Origin of the sequence: Pseudomonas sp. C5pp (genome assembly GCF_000814065.1) — a bacterium.
Taxonomy (GTDB): Bacteria; Pseudomonadota; Gammaproteobacteria; order Pseudomonadales; family Pseudomonadaceae; genus Aquipseudomonas; species Aquipseudomonas asiatica.
In genome coordinates, this window is record NZ_JWLN01000029.1 from 63,625 (window position 1) to 83,839 (window position 20,215).

Sequence of the window (20,215 nt, forward strand, 5' to 3'; positions counted from 1 at the left end):
GATTGGCGAGACCAGCCCGATGAGCCCTGCACTGACACGCTGGATAACCCTGCTGCTGGCCATTACCAGCGCCATGGCGGTGGCGACAGTGTATTTCGCCCAGCCTCTGCTCGAGTCGATGGCCGCTGACCTTGGCGTTGCGCAGCAGAAGATCGGGTGGGTAGTTGGCGCGACCCAGGCGGGCTACGCCCTGGGGTTGTTGCTGATCGTGCCGCTGGGTGACCTGATCGACCGCAAGCGCCTGCTGCTCGGGCAGTTGCTGTTCTCGGCCCTGGCGCTGGCTGGGGTAGGCATGGCGCCCAACTGGGCGCTATTGCTGCTGGCCCTGGCTATCACCGGGCTGATGGCGGTCATGGTGCAGGTGATGGTGGCGCATGCAGCGAGCCTTGCCGCCCCCGGCCAGCAAGGGCAGGCCGTGGGCACCGTCACCAGCGGCATAGTGCTGGGCATTTTGCTGGCGCGGCTGGTCTCGGGCGGGCTTGCCGACCTGGCTGGCTGGCGCAGCGTGTACCTGTTTACCGCAGGGTTGTTGATGCTGCTGGCCCTGGTGCTGTGGCGCAGCCTGCCCGTGGGGCAACCGGTGTCGCTGCGGTCTGGCTACCGGGCGCTGATCGTTGCCCAGTTCAGGCTGTACCGGCACGACCGGCTGCTGCGTCAGCGCGGGTTGTTCGGCGTGTTGATCTTCGCTGCGTTCAGCGTGCTCTGGAGTGCCATGGTCATGCCCCTGAGTGCCGAGCCACTGGAGCTGAGCCATACCGCGATCGGTCTATTCGGCCTGGCGGGTGTTGCCGGCACATTGGCGGCAGCGCGCGCCGGTCGCCTGGCCGACCAGGGGCTGGGGGAGCGCACCACCGGGGTAGCGCTGATTCTGCTTGTGCTGTCATGGCTGCCCACGGCCTTCGTCGGGCATTCACTGATGGCCTTCGGGTTGGGTGTGCTGATGCTGGACTTTGCCGTGCAGGCGGTGCATGTCACCAACCAGAGCCTGCTGCTGGCGGGGCGTGGCGCAATGGCCAGCCGGTTGATCGGCGCCTACATGTGCTGCTATTCGCTTGGCAGTGGAGTGGGGGCAGTGCTGGCGAGCTGGGTGTATGCCCATTGGGGTTGGGCAGCGGTGTGTGGGCTCGGGATGGGCATCAGCGCGGTCGCGCTGGGGTACTGGTTATGGCTGCAACGCGCGAGGGCGGCCGAAGCCGCCCTGCAGTGTTCAGGTCAGAACTTGTAGCCAAGGCCGACCATGTACACCCATGGGTCGACATCGACGTCGACTTTGGTCTTGCTGTAGCCCAGTGCGGACGGGCCGTCGACGCTGGCCTTGGTGTCGATGTCGACGTACCAGACCGCGGCGTTGACCAGCAGGTTGTCGGTGATCATGTAGTCCATGCCCAGCTGGCCGGCGAAACCGACCGAGTCCTGCAGCTTCAGGTTGCTGAAGCCTTGCTGCTTGCGGGCGCTGCTGAGGTCTTCATCGAAGAACAGGGTGTAGTTGATGCCGACACCGGCGTACGGCTGGAACTTGGAGGTCGGTTCCATCGGGTAGTACTGCAGCGACAGGGTCGGTGGCAGCTGCTTGATGTCGGCCAGCTTGCCGTCCAGGCCGCCGCCCAGGCCCTTGACGCCAACGGTATGCTTGAACGGGGTGGCCGCCAGCAGCTCCAGGCCGACATGGTCGGTGAGCATATAGGCGAAGGTCAGGCCCAGCTGGGTGTCGCTGTCCAGGGTTGCCTTGGTGCCCGAGACTTTGTTGCCGTCGAATTTCAGGTCGCCGCTGCTCTCGTTGGGCGCGGTGGTGATCGCGCCGGCACGGACGATGACATCGCCTGCCTGGTGGGCGTTGGCAACAGGGGTAGCGAGCGCCAGGGCCGCGAGGGCGGCGCTGAGCAAGGACTTGTTCATGGAAGCTCCCAGAGGACGTGAGTAATCGAGTAGTCCAATGGTACGGATGCGTCTGAACGGAAAGTTTGACCCAGCTCAACGAAGCATCGTCACAAATTCGAAATAGTTCTCATCTCAGCTCATAAGCGTATATTTTCTCGGCTTCCATCTGGTAGCCGGCATCGGCCAGTTCGCTGCTGGAGGCTCTAACCTGCAGCTTTCCCTCGATCCAGTAGGGCTGGTAGAGGTCTTCTATGCGAACGCCCATTTCACTGAAGATGTGCACAATCTGGTTCGACGGTGGCGGTGGCACGTGGATGCACGCGCCGTAGTAGGGGACCAGCAGGAATTCGGTGGTGCGGCCTTCTTCGCTCACCTCCAGCGGTACGATGTAGCCGGGCAGTTTGATCTGCTGGCCGTCGAGGCTTTTTACCACTGGTGCATCGGGGGCCTGCTGGCGCGCCGGCGGGGCGGACTCGGCGGACAGGGCGTTGCTGAGCTGCGACATGTCGTGCAACGGCGCGAGTTGAGGCGGGATGACCGGGGCGCCTTCGGGGATGAGGGCGGGCCAGTCAAGTTCGCGGGGTTCCGAGGCCCAGGTGGGCGATGCCAGCGAAAGCAACATGACCAGTAGTAGTTGTACTGCCTGTACTGGCCTCTTCGCGGGTGAACCCGCTCCCACAGGTCCTGCATAGGCTTTGAAGCTTGTGGTGGACCTTGTGGGAGCGGGTTCACCCGCGAAGAAGGCAGTGAGGTATTGGATCATTGCACGCCCTCAGAGGTGAATGGACAAGCCGTCGGCCAGCGACTGCCGATAGGCCCGCCACGCCGGTACGCTGCCCATCAGCAGCGCAGCTCCCAGGATGATAGCCAGCAACGTCCATTCATGAGCACTGGGCATGGCCAGCGGCAAGTACAAACCATAGTTGGCCTGCACATACCCTTGTGCCAGGGCGATTCCCGCATACAGCAAGCCAAGCCCTGCAGCGATCCCTACCGCCGCCAGCGACAGTGCCTCCAGCACCAGCAGCCCTGCGATATGCCACGGCCTGGCACCAACCGAGCGCAATATCGCCATCTCCCTGCGGCGTTCATTGAGGCTGGTAAGAATCGCCGTAAGCATGCCGATCAGGCCGGTCAGCACCACGAACAGCGACACCACGAACAACGCCTGCTCCGCGGTTCCCATCAGGCTCCACAGCTCCTGCAGGGCTACCCCGGGCAGGATCGCCAGCAACGGCTCGCTGCGGTATTCATTGATCTCCCGCTGCAGGCTGAATGTCGCGATCTTGCTGTTCAGGCCGAGCATGAACGCAGTGATGGCGGCAGGCTGCAGGTCCATGGTCCGTGCCTGCTCGGCGCTGATACGCCCGGCGCCACGGGCCGGCACCCCGTTGTGCCAGTCGATGTGGATGGCTTCCATGCCGCCCAGGCTGATATGCAGCGTGCGGTCGACCGGTGTGCCGGTGCGCTTGAGCACTCCGACTACGGTGAACGGCTTGTCGTCGTGCTTGACCAGGCTGATCGCGGCCACGCCGTGGGCAAGCACCAGCTTGTCGCCCAGCTTGTAGTGCAATGCCTCGGCCACTTCGGCACCCAGCACCACCTCGAACGGATCATCGGCAAACGCGCGGCCATGGCTCAATTCCAGGTGCTGGCGGCGGCCGTACTGGTAATGGCTGAAGTAGTCGCCGGTAGTGCCCATCACTCGATAACCACGGTGCGAGTCGCCCAGCGAGATGGGGATGGCCCATTTCACCCGCGGGTCCTTGGCGTAGTGCTCATAGCTGTCCCAACGGATGTTGTTGGTGGCGTTGCCGATGCGGAACACCGAGTACAACAGCAGGTTCACCGAGCCGGAGCGGGCGCCGACGATCAGGTCGGTACCGCTTATGGTGCTGGCGAAGCTGGCCCGGGCCTCGGTACGGACCCGCTCCACGGCCAGCAGCAGGCACACCGACAGGGCGATGGCGAAGGCGGTGAGGAATGCGGTGAAGCGGCGGTTGGCCAGGCTGGCCAAGGCAAGGCGGAGCAGGTACATCAGGCCTCCCGGGTCTTGGCGGCGCGGTTGAGTTCGGCCAGCGACAGGTGGCGGTCGAACAGCGGCGCCAGGCTCTGGTCGTGGCTGACGAACAGCAGGCTGGTACCGGCGGCGCGGCATTCATCGAACAGCAAGCGGATGAACGCTTCGCGGGTGTCGGCATCCAGCGCCGAGGTCGGTTCGTCGGCGATCACCAGTTCGGGTTGGCCGATCAGTGCGCGGGCGGCAGCGACCCGTTGCTGCTGGCCGATCGACAGGCTGTCGGCGCGGCGGGCGAGCAGGGCGGGGTCGTCCAGGCCCAGGTGGGCCAGCAAGGTACTGGCTGCCTGGTCGACACTGCCATGGCGTTGCTCGGCGCGGGCCTTGCGGCTGCGCGAGAAGCGGCAGGGCAGCTCGACATTTTCGCGTACCGAGAGGAACGGCAGCAGGTTGAACTGCTGGAAGATATAACCGGTGTGGTCGACCCGGAAGCGGTCACGGGCGCCTTGGCCCAGGCGGCCGAGGTCCTGGCCGAGCAACTGGATGCGGCCCTGGCCCGGTACGTTCACCCCGCCCAGCAGGCCCAGCAATGTGGTCTTGCCACTGCCGCTGGGGCCCTTGAGAAACAGGGCTTCGCCAGCTTCCAGTCGGAATGCCGGAATATCCAGCAGCGCCGGCTGGCCGGGCCAGGCGAAGACCAGGTCATGCAGTTCGATCAACGGCTGGCGCATTCAGAACACGACCGCGGCCTTGGCCGGTGTGGCTTCCACGCCTTTCTGGCCATTGGGGCCGATCAGTTGAACGGTGATTTTCTGGGTAGCCGGGAACGCCTTGAACAGCGGAGCGAGGTCCACCTGCGCCAGTTTGTCGGGGTTGGCGCAAGTCAGCTGGTAATGGGCGCCGATGTCGCTGTGCTGGTGGCTGTGCTCGTGGTCGTCACCATCGTCGTCGGCTTTCGGGGCATCACCGAACAGCGGGCTTTCCAGTTCCTGCTGGTCTTCCTTGCAACCGGCAGCGGCGGGCAGGCCGAACAGCTTCAGTGGTTGCTCCAGCTGCTGGCGCACCGCCGCGACCTTGGCCTTGTCGGCGTCGCTGTTGGCGGCGTGTTCGAAGCCGACCAGGTTCATTGCCGGGCTGTCCAGCTCCAGCTCCAGGGTGTTGCCATCGAGCACGGCATTGAGCTTGGCCACGCCATGCTCGTGGGCGCCGAGGGTGCCGTGGGCGTGGTCGTGATCGTGATCGTGATCATCATCGTGGGCATGGGCCACGGCCAGGGGCAGCAGGGCGAAGGGCAAGGCGAGCAACAGGCGACGCATGGACGACTCCGGAGCGGGCGGGAAGATCGGGTTATGTTATAACAACTTTTCCGTGTGCTGCCAGCCTGCGTGGCGCAGGTTTCATGTTGGGGTAGGATGGTGGCATTGACTTGGGTTCAGGGAATGCAGCATGAGAATTCGTGGACAGATTGGTGACTGGCCTGTGGATCTGACCATCGAGCTGGCGCCTGAAGAGTGGGCGCAACTGGGGCGGCGGATCGAATTGCCTGCGGTGGCACAGACCGCAACAGCGGAAACCGTGGCGACAACTCGTCAGGATGACGGGCAATGGACTGCGGCACGTGAGGTGTTGCGCCTGGCAGGGCAGATGAGCGGGCCGGAATTGCTGGATCGGCTGGAAGGGCTGGCTGGGAGTACGGCGGCGGGTAAACGGCTGCTGGTGCGCTTGCGGCATAGCCGTGAAGTCAAGGTGGAAAGTGGCGTGGACGCGCCGGTGTATCACTGGGTGGGATAAATCTGTATTGCCTGTGCTGGCCTCGTTCGCGGGCATGCCCGCTCCCACAGGTATACCACCGGTATTGAGTTCAGTGCGTACCCTGTGGGAGCGGGCGTGCCCGCGAACGAGGGCAAAGCCCTCGCAATAGGCCTAAGGTCAGAACATCGCCGCCGATAACTTGCGACGATACACGCCGACCAGCGGGTGATCACCGCCCAGCAGCTCGAACACCTGCAGCAACGCCTTCTGCGGCAGCCCGTTCTCATAACCACGGTTACGCTGGAACAGCTTCAGCAACCCTTCCAGCGCCGCTTCATATTGCTGGCGCGCCAACTGCTGCACGCTCAGCTGATAAGCCGCTTCATCATCCTGCGGGTTCTGCGCCAGGCGGCTTTTCAGGTCAGCCACTTCCGGCAGACTGGCGGCCTGGCGCAGGAAGGTCAGCTGGGCCTTGGCGCCGGCCAGGGCGGCCTTGTGCTCGTCGGTCTTGACCGCATCCAGTACCACTTGGGCTTCACCCAACTCCCCGCGCTCGGCCAGGCAACGGGCATACAGGATCAGCGCCTCGGCATTGCTGTTGTCCTCACCCAGCAGCGCCTGCAACAGCGCTTCGGCCTCGGCAAAACGGCTTTCGGCAAACAGCGTCTTGGCCTGCTCCAGCGGCGAGGCGGTAGGCGCGGCAGGCAGTTGCACGTGCGGCTCGAGCATGGCGCGGATCGCCGATTCCGGCTGCGCACCGGCAAAACCGTCCACCGGCTGGCCGTCCTTGAACAGCACCACGGTCGGCAGGCTGCGGATGCCGAACTGGGCAACTACCTGTTGCTCCACGTCACAGTTGATCTTGGCCAGCAGCAACTCGCCCTGGTAACCCTCGGTGATCTTCGCCAGCAGTGGCATCAGTGCCTTGCACGGCGCGCACCACTCGGCCCAGAAATCCACCAGCACCGGTTTGTGGAAGGAGTTCTCGATAACCAGTTGCTGGAAGGTGGCATCGGTAGCGTCGAAAATGTATGGCGTGTCTTGGGTCATCGCGACTCTCGCAAACTCGTGGATAACACCACTATAAGGTGTCGCGGCTGGCGTGGTACAGGCTGACCCGGCGGAATTCGTGCGGCTCGGCCAGGTCTGGCAGGGTGAGCGCTTCCAGCACGCCCAGTTGTTGATACAACGGGTGGCTGAAGTCGCGTACACGCGAGTCGGCCACCAGCGCCTGGCGCCCGCGGCCGAGGAAGGCATCCAGCAGCGGCAGGTTGGCGCGGTCGTACAGCACGTCGGCAACCAGGATCAGATCGAAGCGGTCGTCCTCGGCGAAGAAATCGCTGCTGTAACCCAGTTCCACCCCGTTCAGCGCGGCATTCGCGCGGCAGGCATCGAGTGCCAACGGGTCGAGGTCGCAGGCCACCACTTCCAGCGCACCGGCGCGGGCGGCGGCAATACCGGCGATACCGGAGCCGGCGCCAAAATCCAGCACGCGCTTGCCGGCTACCCATTCCGGGTGCTCGGCCAGATAACGGGCCATGGCCAGGCCGCTGGCCCAACAGAAGCTCCAGTAGGGCGGATCTTCAAGAATGCGCCGAGTCTCCTCGCTACTGAAGGCGCGGTCCATGTTCTGGTCGTCGATCAGCCACAGCTTGAGGTCGCAGCCGGGCAGCTCGCTGACGACAAGACGCGCTTCGCCGATCAGGCCGCTGAGGGCCTGTTGCAGGGGCTGTTGTAGGGAGACTGGCGCCACTTACGGCGCCTTCTCGAAACGCAGCGGGCCGGTGGCCTGGGTCTGGGCCTGGGTAATGCGCACCGGCGGCAGGTGCATGATCAGCTGGCCAGAGCTGCTGGCGCGGCCGCGCAGCTCGACCCGGGCACCAGCGGGGAAGGCCTCGGGGTTGAAGCGCAGTTGGTAGGGCAGGGCCTGGCCGGTGCCAGTCAGGTTGCTGCTGGCCAGCAAGCGTTGTGGGCGGTCGCGTTCGTCGATGACCAGCAAGGCCAGCTCCACGTCGGCACCGGCGGGGATTTCCAGCAAGGTGCCGCTCAGCTCGCGCTGGTAGGCCGGCAGCGGGCCCAGTACTGCGGCCGGCTTGGCCGTGCGGGCTGGCGTGGGTGCCGGAGGGGTGTCGGGCTTCGGCCTGTCGCTGCCGCAGGCGGCGAGCAGGGCGGCGCAGCACAGCACGACGAGCGCTCGGTAGTGCATGGGGTAGTCCTTCACGGGCAGATTTCCCATGGATGTTAACCCCTTTGGCTTGTCTTGCCAGTGGGATGCGCTACCATGGCCCTCCCTTTTTTTGTTGCCTGCCACCATGCACTGTCCCTTTTGCGGTGCCAACGACACCAAGGTAATCGACTCTCGCCTCGTCGCCGAGGGCGAGCAGGTGCGCCGCCGCCGTGAATGCGTCGCCTGCGGCGAGCGCTTCACCACCTTCGAAACCGCCGAGCTGGTGCTGCCCCGGCTGATCAAGCAGGACGGCACGCGCCAACCCTTCGACGAAGAAAAACTGCGAGCCGGCATGCAACGGGCACTGGAAAAGCGCCCGGTCAGCGTCGAGCGCCTGGAAGCTGCGCTGGCGCATATCAAGAGCCGCCTGCGTGCCACCGGCGAGCGTGAAGTCAAATCGCTGGTGGTGGGTGAAATGGTCATGGCCGAGCTGCGCAAGCTCGACGAAGTGGCCTATATCCGTTTTGCCTCGGTTTACCGGCGCTTCCAGGACCTCGACGAGTTCCGCGAAGAAATCGACCGCCTGGCTCGCGAGCCGGCTAAAGAGTGATCATGCCCAGCCAAGCTGCCATCCTCGACGCCCACTACATGGCCCGCGCGCTGGAGCTGGCGCGCAAGGGCCTGTACACCACCCACCCGAACCCGCGCGTAGGCTGCGTGATCGTGCGCGATGGCGAGGTGGTTGGCGAAGGCTGGCATGTACGCGCCGGCGAGCCGCATGCCGAAGTGCATGCGCTGCGCCAGGCCGGTGAGCGTGCCCGTGGCGCCTGTGCCTATGTCACCCTTGAGCCGTGCAGCCACCATGGCCGCACGCCGCCGTGCGCCGAAGCGCTGGTCAAGGCCGGGGTAGCACGGGTGGTAGCCGCCATGCAGGATCCCAACCCGCAAGTGGCGGGGCAGGGCCTGCGGCGCCTGGCCGAGGCCGGTATCGAAGTGGCCAGCGGCGTGCTCGAGGCCGAGGCCCGCGCACTCAACCCCGGTTTCCTCAAACGCATGGAACATGGCCTGCCGTTCGTTCGCGCCAAGCTGGCCATGAGCCTGGATGGCCGCACCGCCATGGCCAGTGGCGAAAGCCAGTGGATCACCGGCCCGGCCGCCCGTTCGGCGGTGCAGCGCCTGCGCGCCCGCTCCAGCGTGGTACTGACCAGTGCCGCTAGCGTGTTGGCCGATAACGCGCGGATGACCGTGCGCGGCGCCGAGCTGGGCCTGGATGCCGAAACCACTGCCCTGGCTCTCAGCCGCACACCGCTGCGCGTGCTGATCGATGGCCACCTGCGCCTGCCGCTGGATGCGCCGTTCTTCCAGGCTGGCCCGGCGCTGGTGGTGACCGCTGTCGCAGATGACCCGCGCTATGCCGCTGCCGGCCACGAACTGCTCAGCTTGCCGGGTGACAATGGCCATGTAGACCTGTCGGCGTTGCTGCAGGCCCTGGCGGCCCGCGGCATCAACGAAGTCCTGCTGGAAGCCGGTGCCGGCCTGGTCGGCGCCTTCGCCCGGCAAGGCCTGATCGACGAGTACCAGCTTTTCGTCGCCGGCACGTTCCTTGGTTCCCAGGCCCGTCCGCTGTTGGACTGGCCACTGGACAAGATGAGCGAAGCGCCGCGGCTGAAAATTACCGAAATGCGCGCAGTGGGCGATGACTGGCGGGTCACGGCCATCCCCCTGCCGGCACCCCGCGTATAATGCCTGGCTTGCCCTGCGCAAAACGTTTTTGAGGAAGACCCAATGTTCACCGGCATCATCGAATCCATCGGCACCATCCGCAGCCTGACTCCCAAGGGTGGCGACGTGCGCGTCTACGTCGAAACCGGCAAGCTCGACCTGGGTGACGTCAAGCTCGGCGACAGCATCGCCGTCAACGGCGTGTGCCTGACCGCCGTCGAACTGCCGGGCGACGGCTTCTGGGCCGACGTCAGCGTCGAAACCCTCAAGCGCACCGCCTTCATCGACCTCAAGAGCGGCAGCAAGGTCAACCTGGAAAAAGCCCTGACTCCCACTACCCGGCTGGGCGGGCATCTGGTCAGCGGCCACGTCGACGGGGTCGGCGAAATCATCTCGCGCAGCGATAACGCCCGCGCCATCCAGTTCCGCGTGCGTGCACCGAAGGAACTGGCCAAGTACATCGCCCACAAGGGTTCGATCACCGTCGACGGCACCAGCCTGACGGTTAACGAGGTCAATGGCGCCGAGTTCGAGCTGACCATTGTCCCGCACACCCTGTCCGAAACCATCATGGCCGACTACCGTGCAGGGCGTCGGATAAACCTTGAGGTCGACCTGCTGGCCCGTTACCTGGAGCGTCTGCTGCTGGGTGACAAGGCCGCCGAACCGAGCAAGGGCAGTGGCATTACCGAAAGCTTCCTGGCCGCCAACGGCTTCTTGAAATCCTGATTGAGAAGGGGGTGCCGCGTGGCGCTCAACAGCATCGAAGAACTGGTCGAAGACATCCGCCAGGGCAAAATGGTCATCCTCATGGATGACGAAGACCGCGAAAACGAGGGCGACATCATCATGGCAGCCGAGTGCTGCCTGCCCGAGCACATCAACTTCATGGCCAAGCACGCCCGTGGTCTGATCTGCATGCCGATGACCCGCGAGCGTTGCGAAACGCTGAAGCTGCCGCTGATGGCACCGCGCAACGGCTCGGGCTTCGGCACCAAGTTCACCGTGTCGATCGAAGCCGCCGAAGGTGTCACCACCGGCATCTCCGCCGCTGACCGCGCACGCACCGTGCAGGCGGCAGCCGCCAAGGACGCCAAGGCCGAAGACATCGTCAGCCCCGGTCACATCTTCCCGCTGATGGCCCAGCCCGGCGGTACCCTGGCCCGTGCCGGCCACACCGAGGCCGCATGCGACCTGGCACGCATGGCCGGTTTCGAGCCGAGCGGCGTGATCTGCGAAGTGATGAACGACGACGGCACCATGTCGCGCCGCGCCGAATTGGAAGTGTTTGCCGCCGAGCACGGCCTGAAGATCGGCACCATCGCCGACCTGATTCACTACCGCATGATCCACGAGCGCACCGTGCAGCGCGTCTCCGAGCAACCGGTCGAGAGCGAGCTTGGTGAGTTCAACCTGGTCACCTACCGCGACGCGGTGGAAGGCGACGTGCACATGGCCTTGACCCTGGGCAAGATCTGCGCCGAAGAGCCGACCCTGGTCCGCGTACACAACATGGACCCACTGCGCGACCTGCTGCTGGTCAAGCAACCGGGCCGCTGGAGCCTGCGCGCTGCCATGGCTGCCGTGGCCGAGGCCGGCAGCGGCGTGGTATTGCTGCTGGGGCACCCGCTGGACGGCGACGTGTTGCTGGCGCACATCCGCGAAAGCGCTGGCGATGCACCAGTCAAGGCACCGACTACCTACAGCACCGTGGGTGCAGGTTCGCAGATCCTGCGCGACCTCGGTGTGCGCAAGATGCGCCTGATGAGTTCGCCGATGAAGTTCAACGCGATATCCGGATTCGATCTGGAAGTTGTAGAATACGTGCCCTCCGAGTGACTTGAGGCGGCAGTGACGCCCTCCAGCTCGAGTCCATACCCCTGTCGAGGCCGCCAACATGCGGCCTCGCTCTTGAAGATGAGAATATCGGAATGACCCTGAAGACCATCGAAGGTACCTTCATCGCCCCCAAAGGTCGCTATGCTTTGGTGGTTGGCCGCTTCAACAGCTTCGTCGTCGAAAGCCTGGTAAGCGGTGCCGTTGATGCCCTGGTACGCCACGGTGTCAGCGAAAGCGACATCACCATCATCCGTGCCCCGGGTGCATTCGAAATCCCGCTGGTGGCACAGAAGGTCGCCCAGCAAGGCGCCTACGACGCGATCATCGCCCTGGGCGCAGTGATCCGTGGTGGTACCCCGCACTTCGAATACGTGGCGGGCGAATGCACCAAGGGCCTGGCCCAGGTGTCCATGGAGTTCGGTGTTCCGGTGGCCTTCGGCGTACTGACCGTCGACTCCATCGAGCAGGCCATCGAGCGTTCCGGCACCAAGGCCGGCAACAAAGGTGCTGAAGCTGCCCTGTCCGCTCTGGAAATGGTCAGCCTGCTGGCGCAGTTGGAGGCCAAGTGATTAGCGACGAAAGCGATCGTTTCAACCCGCGCGATCCAAAACCTGCGGATGCCGGCAAGCCATCGAAGAGTGCCAAGCGCCGCGAAGCCCGCAAGCTCGCGACCCAGGCACTGTACCAGTGGCACATGGCGCAGCATTCGCTGAACGAGATCGAAGCGCAGTTCCGGGTCGATAACGATTTCTCCGATGTCGACGGCGCTTATTTCCGCGAGATCCTGCATGGGGTCCCGGCGATCAAGAGCGAAATCGACAGCGCCCTGAAGCCATGCCTTGACCTGGCACTGGAAGAGCTCGACCCGGTCGAGCTGGCCGTGTTGCGTCTGTCTACCTGGGAGTTCATCAAACGCGTCGACGTACCGTACCGCGTGGTGATCAACGAAGGTGTCGAGCTGGCCAAGGTCTTCGGTGCCACCGACGGCCACAAGTTCGTCAACGGTGTGCTGGACAAGCTGGCCCCGAACCTGCGCGAAGCAGAAGTCAAGGCGAACAAGCGCTGATCCTGGCGCTTGCGGACCATGGGTGAGTTCGAGCTGATCAGCCATTACTTCGCCGCCGCGCCCTGTGCGCAAGGCGGTGAAGGCGTGGCCCTTGGCATTGGTGACGACTGCGCCTTGCTGGGCCTTCCTGTCGGCGAGCAACTGGCGGTGTCCACCGACACCCTGGTTGCCGGGGTGCATTTTCCGGCTCTGTGCGACCCTTGGTTGCTCGGCCAGCGCTCGCTGGCCGTGGCGGCCAGCGACCTGGCTGCCATGGGCGCCACCCCCATCGGCTTCACCCTTGCCCTGACCTTGCCCGAGGTCAGCGCCGACTGGCTGCAAGCCTACGCCAGCGGCCTCAACCGCATGGCCGGCCACTGCCAGCTAAGCCTTATCGGTGGCGACACCACTCGCGGCCCCCTGAGTATCACCATGACCGTGTTCGGCCGGGTTCCGGTGGGGCAGGCGTTGCGCCGTGATGGCGCTCGCCCGGGCGACCTGCTTTGCGTCGGGGGCGAGTTGGGTAACGCGGCAGGGGCTTTGCCGCTGGTGCTGGGCCAGCGCCAGGCCGATGCCGCGCTGGCGCAACCGTTGCTCGACCATTACTGGTCGCCGTCGCCGCAGTTCGCCCTGGGCCAGTTGCTGCGCGGGCGTGCAACTTCGGCACTGGATATTTCCGACGGCCTGCTGGCCGACTGCGGGCATATCGCCAAGGGCTCCCGCGTGGCGCTCGAAGTGAACCTGGAGCAGGTGCCAGTGTCATCCGCTTTGCAGGGCTTGCTCGGCACCGAGGCGGCCGTACACGCGGCGCTGACCGGTGGCGATGACTACGTGTTGGCGTTCACCTTGCCGCCAGCCGAGCTTTCATCCCTGCAGGCACAAGGCCTGGCGGCATTCCATGTCATCGGGCGGGTGCTCGAAGGGCAGGGTGTGAGCCTGCGCGACCGGCAGGGCCAGGACATCACCCCGCGGCAACGCGGCTATCAACATTTTAGGGAGACACCGTGACCGATCACCCCAACCAGGTGCCTGCGGAGTTTGTTCCGCCTTCGGTCTGGCGCAACCCGTGGCACTTCATCGCCTTCGGTTTTGGTTCTGGCACCTTGCCAAAGGCGCCGGGCACCTGGGGCTCGCTGGTGGCCATACCGTTCATCCCGCTGTGGCAGATGCTGCCCGACTGGGGCTACTGGCTGTTGCTGGGCGTGAGCATGCTGTTCGGCTTCTGGCTATGCGGCAAGGTCGCCAATGACTTGCGCGTGCACGACCATGAAGGCATTGTCTGGGACGAGATCGTCGGCATGTGGATAACCCTCTGGCTGGTGCCGGAAGGCTGGCAGTGGCTGCTGGCGGGGTTCCTGATGTTCCGCTTCTTCGACATTCTCAAGCCGTGGCCGATCCGCTGGGTCGACCGCCATGTGCATGGGGGTGTTGGCATCATGCTCGACGATATCCTGGCTGGCGTGTTTGCCTGGCTGGGGATGCAGGTTCTGGTTTGGGCGGTTGCCTGATACAGGGAGCGTGTGAATGGCCATGAGGACCGTGCTGCTGGCAATGCTGCTGAGCCTTGCCCCGTGGGCGGCGGCTGCCGAGGATGTGCCGAAACAGATCCACCTGGTCAGCGAAGAGTGGCTCGACTACACCAACGCCGACGGTACCGGGGTAGCCTGGGACGTGCTGCGCAAGGTGTTCGAGCCGGCCGGGGTCAAGGTAGTGACCCAGAGCGCGCCCTACAGCCGTGCGGTCGGGCTGGTGAAGCGTGGCGAGGCTGACGCTTGGGTAGGCTCGTACAAGGAAGAGAACGACGACAACCTGTACCCGCGCTGGCACTTCGACATGGACCACATCTACGCGCTAGGGTTGGTCAGCAAGCCAGTGCCTACTCGGCAGACCATAGGTCGCTACCGCTTGGCCTGGGTGCGTGGCTACGACTTCGGTAGCTATCTGCCCGATGTGCATGACTTCCGCGAAGTCCAGCGCCGCGAAGGCATCCTGCCGATGCTCGAGCATGACCGTGTGGACTTCTACATCGATGCGCTGACCGAGATCGACTACGTGCTCGGCCAGACCTCTCAGCCCGAGCGCTTCCGCCGCACCCATGTGGCCGAACTGCCGCTGTACCTGGCCTTTGCCCGCAGCGACCAGGCCAGGGCCCTGCGCGACCTGTTCGACAAGCGCATGGCCGAGCTGGTGCGCAGTGGTGAGCTGAAGCCGATCTTCGAGCACTGGCAGCAGCCGTATCCGTTCAGCCCGGATAGCAAACCGCATTGAGGCGCAGAGCACCAAGGCCTGTGCGGTCCCTGTGGGAGCGGGTTTACCCGCGAACACCGGCGAAGCCGGTGCCAGGCACCGCGTTACCTTCTTCGCGGGTAAACCCGCTCCCACAGAAGCCCGCGTAGGGGGCAGGGTTGATCGATGGCCTAATAAGCATCGAACTTTTCGATCTTACCCCACGGTATTCAGCCAGCCCACATCCCCCAGCCTGCTGATACAATCGGCCCACGAGAAATTTAAACTTATTCCAGGAGCACAACGTGCCCGTCGTCTTTGTTGCCGCCTCTAAACTCCCGACTCCCTTCGCGACCTTCACCATGCATGGCTTCCTCGACGAAGCCACTGGCCGTGAGCACGTGGTGCTCAGCCTGGGTGACATCGCGGACGGCCAGCCGGTGCTGGGGCGCCTGCACTCCGAGTGCCTGACCGGCGATGCCCTGTTCAGCCAGCGCTGCGACTGCGGCTCGCAGCTGGAAGCCGCGCTGCAGGCCATCGCCCGTGAAGGCCGTGGCGTGCTGCTGTACCTGCGCCAGGAAGGCCGTGGCATCGGCCTGCTGAACAAGATTCGCGCTTATGAGTTGCAGGACGGTGGCGCCGATACCGTCGAGGCCAACGAGCGCCTGGGCTTCGCCGCCGACCAGCGCGACTACGCCATGTGCCTGCCGATGCTGGAGCACCTGGGCGTGAAGTCGTTGCGCCTGATGACCAACAACCCGCGCAAGGTCAAAGCCCTGACCGACATGAACATCGTCGTCGCCGAGCGCGTACCGCTGCACACCGGGCACAACCCGCACAACCGCTACTACCTGGCGACGAAGGCCGGCAAGCTGGGCCACATGCTGGGTAACGAGCACCAGGGCGAGGTGCCTCAGGCGTGACCCGCGCCGAGGTCAAGCGGCGCCTGGCGCTGGCCTGGTGGCAGTACCTGGCGGTGGGCCTGGTGCCGCTGCCAGTGATGGCCTGGGCCTTCGGTGGCGGTGATGCGCTGGCCTCGGTGCTGGCCATGCCACTGTTCATTGCCGGCGCGGCGACCATGTTCCTCAGCCTGCCGCGCTTCGGTGCCTACAAGCGCGCCCTCATCGCCACATCCAAGGTGCTCGGCACTGGTGAAGAGCCCGCCGCCTGGATCGAACTGGCGCGGGTGCGGCGCCTGGCCATGCTGTATGCCTGCTTGCCGGCCTGGGTCGCCGCCTTGTCGGTGCTGGTCGGCCTCGAGGCGGTGCCACAGATCCTGCTGGCGTTGTCCACCGCAGTGGTGCTGTACCTCTATCGCATTCCACGCCAGCTCGGCTGATGCGCCTGCTGCCCGGCCTGTTGGCGCTGCTCGTCTGCTCCACACTGGCCGCCGAACCCCTGCGAGTGGTCAGCCTGGCCCCGTCGATGAGCGAGATCATGCTCGAACTGCAGGCCGATGACCTGCTGGTCGGTGTGCTCGACGGTGGCGAACGGCCGGCGGCGCTACGCGAGTTGCCCTCGGTGGGGCGCCAGGGGCAACTGGACCTCGAACGCCTGCTCAGCCTGCGCCCCGACCTGTTGCTGCTGTGGCCGGGCAGCGTGCCGCCGGCCCAACGCGACCAGCTCAAGCGCCTGGGTATCGCAACGTACAGCGCAGAACCCCATGATATCGACCAGCTGATCGAGCAGATCGAAGCCATCGCCGAACGAATCGGCCGTGCCGAACAGGGCCATCGGTATGCCCAGACCCTGCGTGACCGGCTGCGGCAGCTGCGCCAGCAGTATCGACGGGACGAGCCCTTGCAGGTGTTCTACCAGGTCTGGGACCGACCGCTGTATACGCTCGGTGGCCGGCAGGTGGTCAGCGATGCCCTGGCCGTTTGCGGCGCGCGTAATGTCTTCGCCGATCTCACCCAGGCGGCGCCGCAGGTAAATGTGGAGTCTGTGCTGCTGCGCAACCCGCAGGTCATTCTGGCGGGTGATCAGGCGCAGCTGGCGGGTTGGAAGGCCTGGCCACAACTGCGTGCAGTTGCCGATGATCGTTTACTGGTGGTGCCAGACAAGGGCCTGGAGCGGCCTAGTGGGCAGATGATCGAAGCTACGGCGCGTTTGTGTGCGTTGCTCGAGGCTAAAGCACCAACGCCCAGGTGAGGTTCTGCTAGGGCTGCGCCCTCCATCGCTGGCAAGCCAGGCTCCTACAGGGATAGCGCATGGCTTGAGGCTGGCGCGGTCGAGGTAGGAGCTGGCTTGCCGGCGAAAGGGCCGCAAAGCGGCCCCCAAGGGATTACAACCCGAGCCTGGCCATCCGAGCCTTCACCGAAGCCTCGATCCCAGCCGCATCCAGCCCGCACTCAGCCAGCATCTGCGCCGGCTTGGCATGCTCGACATAGATGTCCGGCAACCCCAGGTGCAGCAGCGGTTTCACGATCGCCTGGCTGGCCAGGAACTCACCCACAGCCGCACCGGCACCGCCCATGATGGCGTTTTCTTCGATGGTTACCAGCAGCTCATGGCTTGCAGCCAGCTCCAGCACCAGCGCCTCGTCCAGCGGTTTGACGAAACGCATGTCCACAACGGTAGCGTTGATCTGCTCGGCCACCTGCATGGCCTCGGCCAGTTGCACGCCGAACACCAGCAAGGCGACTTTCTCGCCCTGGCGACGGACCACGCCCTTGCCGATTTCCAGCGGCTCCAGGTCACCGCTGATCGGCGCGTTCGGGCCGGTGCCACGCGGGTAGCGCACAGCCGCCGGGCCGTTGTACAGGTGGCCGGTGCTGAGCATCTTGCGCAGCTCGTTTTCGTCGCTTGGGGTCATCACCAGCATGCCCGGGATGCAGCGCAGGTACGACAGGTCGTAGCTGCCCGCGTGGGTCGGGCCGTCTTCGCCGACCAGGCCGGCGCGGTCGATGGCGAACAGCACGTCAAGATTCTGTACCGCCACGTCGTGAATCAGCTGGTCGTAGGCGCGCTGCAGGAAGGTGGAGTAGATCGCCACCACCGGCTTGCTGCCCTCGCAGGCCATGCCGGCCGCCAGGGTCACGGCATGTTGCTCGGCAATCGCCACGTCGAAGTAACGCTCCGGGTAGCGTTCGCTGAACTCGACCAGGTCGGAGCCTTCCTTCATCGCCGGGGTGATGCCCACCAGGCGGTTGTCGGCGGCAGCCATGTCGCACAGCCATTGGCCGAACACCGCGGAGTATTTCGGGCCGCTGGCTTTCTTCGGTGCGGCGGGTTTGTCGGCCGGCTCCAGCTTGGTGATGGCGTGGTAGCCGATAGGGTCGATCTCGGCCGGGGCGAAGCCCTTGCCCTTCTTGGTCACCACGTGCAGGAACTGCGGGCCCTTGAGGTCACGCATATTCCGCAAGGTGGCGATCATGGTCGGCAGGTCGTGGCCGTCGATCGGGCCGATGTAGTTCCAGCCCAGTTCTTCGAACAGCGTGCCCGGCACCAGCATGCCCTTGGCGTACTCCTCGGTGCGGCGGGCGATCTCCCAGGCGCCTGGCAGGCGCGACAGCACTTTCTTGCTGCCTTCGCGCATGCTCGCGTAGGTGCGGCTGGAGAGGATCTTGGCCAGGTAGTTGGACAGGCCGCCGACATTGCGCGAAATCGACATGTCGTTGTCGTTGAGGATCACCAGCATGTCGGCGTTGACTTCCTGGGCGTGGTTCAACGCCTCGAAGGCCATGCCGGCGGTCAGCGCGCCGTCACCGATCACCGCGATCGACTTGCGGTCGCTGTTCTGCAGGCGGGCGGCAATGGCCATGCCCAGTGCGGCGCTGATCGAGGTGCTGGAGTGTCCGACGCCGAAGGTGTCGTACTCGCTCTCGCTGCGGCGCGGGAAGGCGGCGATGCCGTCCTTCTGGCGCAGGCTGAGCATGCGGTTACGGCGCCCGGTGAGGATCTTGTGCGGGTAGGCCTGGTGCCCCACGTCCCACACCAGCCGGTCGTCGGGGGTGTCGAAGACATAGTGCAGGGCGATGGTCAGCTCGATGACGCCCAGGCCGGCACCAAAATGCCCACCGGTCTGACCCACGGTGTAGAGCAGTTCCTGGCGCAGTTCGTCGGCCAGGGTCTCCAGGTCGGCTTCGGCCAGCCGGCGCAGGCCGGCAGGCGTGTCAGCGCGGTCGAGCAACGGCGTGACCGGGCGTTCGCGGGGGATCTCTTGAAACGTCGTGGGCATCAGGCGAGTCGTTATAGGTGTGTGAAGACGCGGCAGTTTACCCCATTGTAGGAAATACTGCCCATTCAACCACGGGTTACGCGGCCCCTGTGGGAGCGGGTTCACCCGCGAATGCGGCGGTAAACTCAACATCGCATTCGCGGGTAAACCCGCTCCCACAGGGATTGGTGTCGTTGCTTAATTGCGGCGTTCGACGATGTAACGCGCCAACGCCCGCAGCGGTTCGGCCTTTTCGCCGAACCCTTGCAGTGCGACCAGCGCCTGGTCGCGCAGTTCGATCGCATAGGCCTTGGCCGCTTCCAGGCCCAGCAGCGCCGGGTAGGTCGGTTTGTCACGGGCGATATCGGCCCCCTGGCGTTTGCCCAGGGTGGCGGTGTCGCTTTCCACGTCAAGGATGTCGTCCTGCACCTGGAACGCCAGGCCGATGGCCTGTGCATAGGTCTGCAAGGCATCCAGTTGCGCCTGTTCGGCGCGGGCGCTGGCCAGGGCGCCGAGGCGCACGCTGGCTTCGATCAGCGCGCCGGTCTTGTGCCGGTGCATGAATTCCAGGGCCTGCTGGTCCAGCTTCAGGCCAACCGAGCCCAGATCGATGGCCTGGCCACCGACCATGCCTGCCGGGCCGGCAGCCTTGGCCAGGGCCTGGACCATGGCCAGGCGAATGCTGTCAGCCTGCGGGCTCAGGCGCGGGTCGAGCAGGGCGCTGAAGGCCAGGCTCTGCAAACCGTCGCCGGCGAGGATAGCGCAGGCTTCATCGAAGGCTTTGTGGGTGGTCGGCTGGCCGCGGCGCAGGTCGTCGTCATCCATGGCCGGCAGGTCGTCATGCACCAGCGAGTACGCGTGGATCAGTTCCACCGCACAGGCTGCGCCGTTGGCCTGTTCGGCCGGGGCGCCCAAGGCTTCGCAGGCCGCGTAAGCCAGCAGCGGACGAACGCGTTTGCCGCCGTTCATCACGCTGTAGCGCATGGCGGCGTAAAGGCGTTCGAGTTCCTTGGTCGGGGCGACGAACAACGGTTCGAGGGCGGCGTCGACCCGCGCCTGGCAACTGGCCTGGTAGGTGCCGATCATGCTTCCGGCTCCGCGTCGAAGGGCTGGGCAGCCAGTTCGCCATCTCGTTCCAGCAGGATCTGCACCTTCTGTTCGGCCTGGGCCAGGGCACCCTGGCAATCGCGGGTCAGGGCGATGCCTTGCTCGAAGGCGGCCAGCGACTCTTCCAGCGACAACTCGCCGTTCTCCAGGCGCTCGACCAGTGCTTGCAGGTCTGCGAGGGATTGCTCGAAATCGAGGGAGGCTTTTTTGCGGGCCATGGCGACTGTCTCGGTGGCATTCAGAACGGCGCGACACTAGCAGAGCGGGGCGGGGGGAGCAAACTTCCGGCAGCCTGAGGTTGCA

General features: G+C 65.1%; 25 protein-coding genes. 14 read left to right on the forward strand and 11 right to left on the reverse strand.

What is annotated here, in order from left to right:
- Nucleotides 1-19: 19 nt before the first annotated feature.
- Nucleotides 20-1,225: an MFS transporter gene (locus RR51_RS21475; RefSeq protein ID WP_039614613.1), complete on the forward strand. Its 1,206-nt coding sequence runs from the start codon at nt 20-22 to the stop codon at nt 1,223-1,225.
- Here the strand turns inward: RR51_RS21475 and RR51_RS21480 are convergent.
- The 5 genes from RR51_RS21480 to RR51_RS21500 form a co-directional block, all read right to left on the reverse strand.
- Entirely contained in the window at nt 1,213-1,896 is a 684-nt protein-coding gene (locus RR51_RS21480; RefSeq protein ID WP_013970664.1) for an OmpW/AlkL family protein, read from the reverse strand. The two genes, RR51_RS21475 and RR51_RS21480, sit on opposite strands and share 13 nt — an antisense overlap.
- A 109-nt stretch (nt 1,897-2,005) precedes the next feature.
- The gene (locus tag RR51_RS21485; protein ID WP_038408606.1) at nt 2,006-2,500 is read right to left on the reverse strand and encodes a DUF3299 domain-containing protein; all 495 of its coding nucleotides are present in this window, start codon (nt 2,498-2,500) and stop codon (nt 2,006-2,008) included.
- Nucleotides 2,501-2,650: 150 nt separating this feature from the next.
- Nucleotides 2,651-3,916: an ABC transporter permease gene (locus RR51_RS21490; protein WP_039614614.1), complete on the reverse strand. Its 1,266-nt coding sequence runs from the start codon at nt 3,914-3,916 to the stop codon at nt 2,651-2,653.
- The gene (locus tag RR51_RS21495; RefSeq protein WP_039614615.1) at nt 3,916-4,626 is read right to left on the reverse strand and encodes an ABC transporter ATP-binding protein; all 711 of its coding nucleotides are present in this window, start codon (nt 4,624-4,626) and stop codon (nt 3,916-3,918) included. Before RR51_RS21495 ends, RR51_RS21490 begins: the two co-directional genes overlap by 1 nt.
- Nucleotides 4,627-5,211 (reverse strand): DUF2796 domain-containing protein, encoded by a 585-nt coding sequence (locus RR51_RS21500; RefSeq protein ID WP_039614616.1) that lies wholly within the window; start codon nt 5,209-5,211, stop codon nt 4,627-4,629.
- 130 nt (nt 5,212-5,341) lie between these two features.
- Between RR51_RS21500 and RR51_RS21505 the strand changes: the two genes are divergently transcribed.
- A complete protein-coding gene (locus RR51_RS21505) occupies nt 5,342-5,686 on the forward strand; it encodes a hypothetical protein (protein ID WP_023663079.1) in 345 nt (114 codons plus the stop codon).
- Nucleotides 5,687-5,824: 138 nt separating this feature from the next.
- On the opposite strand, the gene trxA is transcribed toward RR51_RS21505, so the two are convergent.
- Genes trxA through RR51_RS21520 form a run of 3 tightly spaced genes read right to left on the reverse strand, consistent with a single transcriptional unit; the run spans nt 5,825 to nt 7,853 of the window.
- Entirely contained in the window at nt 5,825-6,697 is an 873-nt protein-coding gene (gene trxA, locus RR51_RS21510) for a thioredoxin (RefSeq protein ID WP_039614617.1), read from the reverse strand.
- Between the two features lie 31 nt (nt 6,698-6,728).
- The gene (locus RR51_RS21515; protein WP_003259339.1) at nt 6,729-7,400 is read right to left on the reverse strand and encodes a class I SAM-dependent methyltransferase; all 672 of its coding nucleotides are present in this window, start codon (nt 7,398-7,400) and stop codon (nt 6,729-6,731) included.
- Nucleotides 7,401-7,853, reverse strand: coding sequence for a YbaY family lipoprotein (locus RR51_RS21520; protein WP_039614618.1), 453 nt, complete (start codon nt 7,851-7,853; stop codon nt 7,401-7,403).
- Between the two features lie 106 nt (nt 7,854-7,959).
- On the opposite strand from RR51_RS21520, the gene nrdR reads away from it, so the two are divergent.
- The 12 genes from nrdR (at nt 7,960) to RR51_RS21580 (ending at nt 16,797) form a co-directional block, all read left to right on the forward strand.
- Nucleotides 7,960-8,424, forward strand: coding sequence for a transcriptional regulator NrdR (gene nrdR / locus RR51_RS21525; RefSeq protein WP_003255402.1), 465 nt, complete (start codon nt 7,960-7,962; stop codon nt 8,422-8,424).
- A gap of 2 nt (nt 8,425-8,426) precedes the next feature.
- Nucleotides 8,427-9,557, forward strand: a complete 1,131-nt coding sequence (gene ribD / locus RR51_RS21530) for a bifunctional diaminohydroxyphosphoribosylaminopyrimidine deaminase/5-amino-6-(5-phosphoribosylamino)uracil reductase RibD (protein WP_039614619.1) — start codon at nt 8,427-8,429, stop codon at nt 9,555-9,557.
- Between the two features lie 42 nt (nt 9,558-9,599).
- Nucleotides 9,600-10,265, forward strand: a complete 666-nt coding sequence (locus RR51_RS21535) for a riboflavin synthase (RefSeq protein ID WP_039614620.1) — start codon at nt 9,600-9,602, stop codon at nt 10,263-10,265.
- Between the two features lie 18 nt (nt 10,266-10,283).
- A complete protein-coding gene (gene ribBA, locus RR51_RS21540) occupies nt 10,284-11,375 on the forward strand; it encodes a bifunctional 3,4-dihydroxy-2-butanone-4-phosphate synthase/GTP cyclohydrolase II (protein WP_003259341.1) in 1,092 nt (363 codons plus the stop codon).
- Between the two features lie 92 nt (nt 11,376-11,467).
- Nucleotides 11,468-11,944 (forward strand): 6,7-dimethyl-8-ribityllumazine synthase, encoded by a 477-nt coding sequence (gene ribH / locus RR51_RS21545; protein ID WP_003255395.1) that lies wholly within the window; start codon nt 11,468-11,470, stop codon nt 11,942-11,944.
- Nucleotides 11,941-12,441: a transcription antitermination factor NusB gene (nusB, locus tag RR51_RS21550; RefSeq protein WP_013970674.1), complete on the forward strand. Its 501-nt coding sequence runs from the start codon at nt 11,941-11,943 to the stop codon at nt 12,439-12,441. Before ribH ends, nusB begins: the two co-directional genes overlap by 4 nt.
- 18 nt (nt 12,442-12,459) lie before the next feature.
- On the forward strand, nt 12,460-13,428 hold the full coding sequence (gene thiL, locus RR51_RS21555) for a thiamine-phosphate kinase (protein ID WP_039614621.1): 969 nt from the start codon (nt 12,460-12,462) through the stop codon (nt 13,426-13,428).
- The gene (locus RR51_RS21560; RefSeq protein WP_004376077.1) at nt 13,425-13,928 is read left to right on the forward strand and encodes a phosphatidylglycerophosphatase A family protein; all 504 of its coding nucleotides are present in this window, start codon (nt 13,425-13,427) and stop codon (nt 13,926-13,928) included. The genes thiL and RR51_RS21560 overlap by 4 nt, the downstream gene beginning before the upstream one ends.
- A gap of 16 nt (nt 13,929-13,944) precedes the next feature.
- On the forward strand, nt 13,945-14,688 hold the full coding sequence (locus tag RR51_RS21565) for a substrate-binding periplasmic protein (protein WP_039614622.1): 744 nt from the start codon (nt 13,945-13,947) through the stop codon (nt 14,686-14,688).
- 263 nt (nt 14,689-14,951) lie between these two features.
- Nucleotides 14,952-15,569, forward strand: a complete 618-nt coding sequence (ribA, locus tag RR51_RS21570; RefSeq protein WP_003260612.1) for a GTP cyclohydrolase II — start codon at nt 14,952-14,954, stop codon at nt 15,567-15,569.
- Nucleotides 15,566-15,985: a hypothetical protein gene (locus RR51_RS21575; protein WP_013970678.1), complete on the forward strand. Its 420-nt coding sequence runs from the start codon at nt 15,566-15,568 to the stop codon at nt 15,983-15,985. The genes ribA and RR51_RS21575 overlap by 4 nt, the downstream gene beginning before the upstream one ends.
- Nucleotides 15,985-16,797 carry a cobalamin-binding protein gene (locus tag RR51_RS21580; RefSeq protein ID WP_039614623.1) on the forward strand — a complete coding sequence of 271 codons (813 nt, stop codon included), beginning with the start codon at nt 15,985-15,987 and terminating at the stop codon, nt 16,795-16,797. The genes RR51_RS21575 and RR51_RS21580 overlap by 1 nt, the downstream gene beginning before the upstream one ends.
- A 133-nt stretch (nt 16,798-16,930) precedes the next feature.
- Here the strand turns inward: RR51_RS21580 and dxs are convergent, their stop codons facing one another.
- From dxs to RR51_RS21595, 3 genes are all read right to left on the reverse strand, one after another.
- Nucleotides 16,931-18,826, reverse strand: a complete 1,896-nt coding sequence (gene dxs / locus RR51_RS21585; protein WP_024086183.1) for a 1-deoxy-D-xylulose-5-phosphate synthase — start codon at nt 18,824-18,826, stop codon at nt 16,931-16,933.
- A 177-nt stretch (nt 18,827-19,003) separates the two neighbouring features.
- The gene (gene ispA / locus RR51_RS21590) at nt 19,004-19,891 is read right to left on the reverse strand and encodes a (2E,6E)-farnesyl diphosphate synthase (RefSeq protein WP_039614624.1); all 888 of its coding nucleotides are present in this window, start codon (nt 19,889-19,891) and stop codon (nt 19,004-19,006) included.
- Complete coding sequence (locus RR51_RS21595; protein ID WP_003255380.1) at nt 19,888-20,130, reverse strand: exodeoxyribonuclease VII small subunit; 243 nt, start codon at nt 20,128-20,130, stop codon at nt 19,888-19,890. The genes ispA and RR51_RS21595 overlap by 4 nt, the downstream gene beginning before the upstream one ends.
- Nucleotides 20,131-20,215 lie beyond the last annotated feature (85 nt).

What these genes read in the sequence shown, in the direction of transcription:
- RR51_RS21475 (WP_039614613.1), top strand. Translation starts at nt 20, where the DNA reads ATGAGCCCTGCACTGACACGCTGGATAACCCTGCTGCTGGCCATTACC.
- RR51_RS21480 (WP_013970664.1), bottom strand. Translation starts at nt 1,896, where the DNA reads ATGAACAAGTCCTTGCTCAGCGCCGCCCTCGCGGCCCTGGCGCTCGCT.
- RR51_RS21485 (WP_038408606.1), bottom strand. Translation starts at nt 2,500, where the DNA reads ATGTTGCTTTCGCTGGCATCGCCCACCTGGGCCTCGGAACCCCGCGAA.
- RR51_RS21490 (WP_039614614.1), bottom strand. Translation starts at nt 3,916, where the DNA reads ATGTACCTGCTCCGCCTTGCCTTGGCCAGCCTGGCCAACCGCCGCTTC.
- RR51_RS21495 (WP_039614615.1), bottom strand. Translation starts at nt 4,626, where the DNA reads ATGCGCCAGCCGTTGATCGAACTGCATGACCTGGTCTTCGCCTGGCCC.
- RR51_RS21500 (WP_039614616.1), bottom strand. Translation starts at nt 5,211, where the DNA reads ATGCGTCGCCTGTTGCTCGCCTTGCCCTTCGCCCTGCTGCCCCTGGCC.
- RR51_RS21505 (WP_023663079.1), top strand. Translation starts at nt 5,342, where the DNA reads ATGAGAATTCGTGGACAGATTGGTGACTGGCCTGTGGATCTGACCATC.
- trxA (WP_039614617.1), bottom strand. Translation starts at nt 6,697, where the DNA reads ATGACCCAAGACACGCCATACATTTTCGACGCTACCGATGCCACCTTC.
- RR51_RS21520 (WP_039614618.1), bottom strand. Translation starts at nt 7,853, where the DNA reads ATGCACTACCGAGCGCTCGTCGTGCTGTGCTGCGCCGCCCTGCTCGCC.
- nrdR (WP_003255402.1), top strand. Translation starts at nt 7,960, where the DNA reads ATGCACTGTCCCTTTTGCGGTGCCAACGACACCAAGGTAATCGACTCT.
- ribD (WP_039614619.1), top strand. Translation starts at nt 8,427, where the DNA reads ATGCCCAGCCAAGCTGCCATCCTCGACGCCCACTACATGGCCCGCGCG.
- RR51_RS21535 (WP_039614620.1), top strand. Translation starts at nt 9,600, where the DNA reads ATGTTCACCGGCATCATCGAATCCATCGGCACCATCCGCAGCCTGACT.
- ribH (WP_003255395.1), top strand. Translation starts at nt 11,468, where the DNA reads ATGACCCTGAAGACCATCGAAGGTACCTTCATCGCCCCCAAAGGTCGC.
- thiL (WP_039614621.1), top strand. Translation starts at nt 12,460, where the DNA reads ATGGGTGAGTTCGAGCTGATCAGCCATTACTTCGCCGCCGCGCCCTGT.
- RR51_RS21565 (WP_039614622.1), top strand. Translation starts at nt 13,945, where the DNA reads ATGGCCATGAGGACCGTGCTGCTGGCAATGCTGCTGAGCCTTGCCCCG.
- RR51_RS21580 (WP_039614623.1), top strand. Translation starts at nt 15,985, where the DNA reads ATGCGCCTGCTGCCCGGCCTGTTGGCGCTGCTCGTCTGCTCCACACTG.
- dxs (WP_024086183.1), bottom strand. Translation starts at nt 18,826, where the DNA reads ATGCCCACGACGTTTCAAGAGATCCCCCGCGAACGCCCGGTCACGCCG.
- ispA (WP_039614624.1), bottom strand. Translation starts at nt 19,891, where the DNA reads ATGATCGGCACCTACCAGGCCAGTTGCCAGGCGCGGGTCGACGCCGCC.
- RR51_RS21595 (WP_003255380.1), bottom strand. Translation starts at nt 20,130, where the DNA reads ATGGCCCGCAAAAAAGCCTCCCTCGATTTCGAGCAATCCCTCGCAGAC.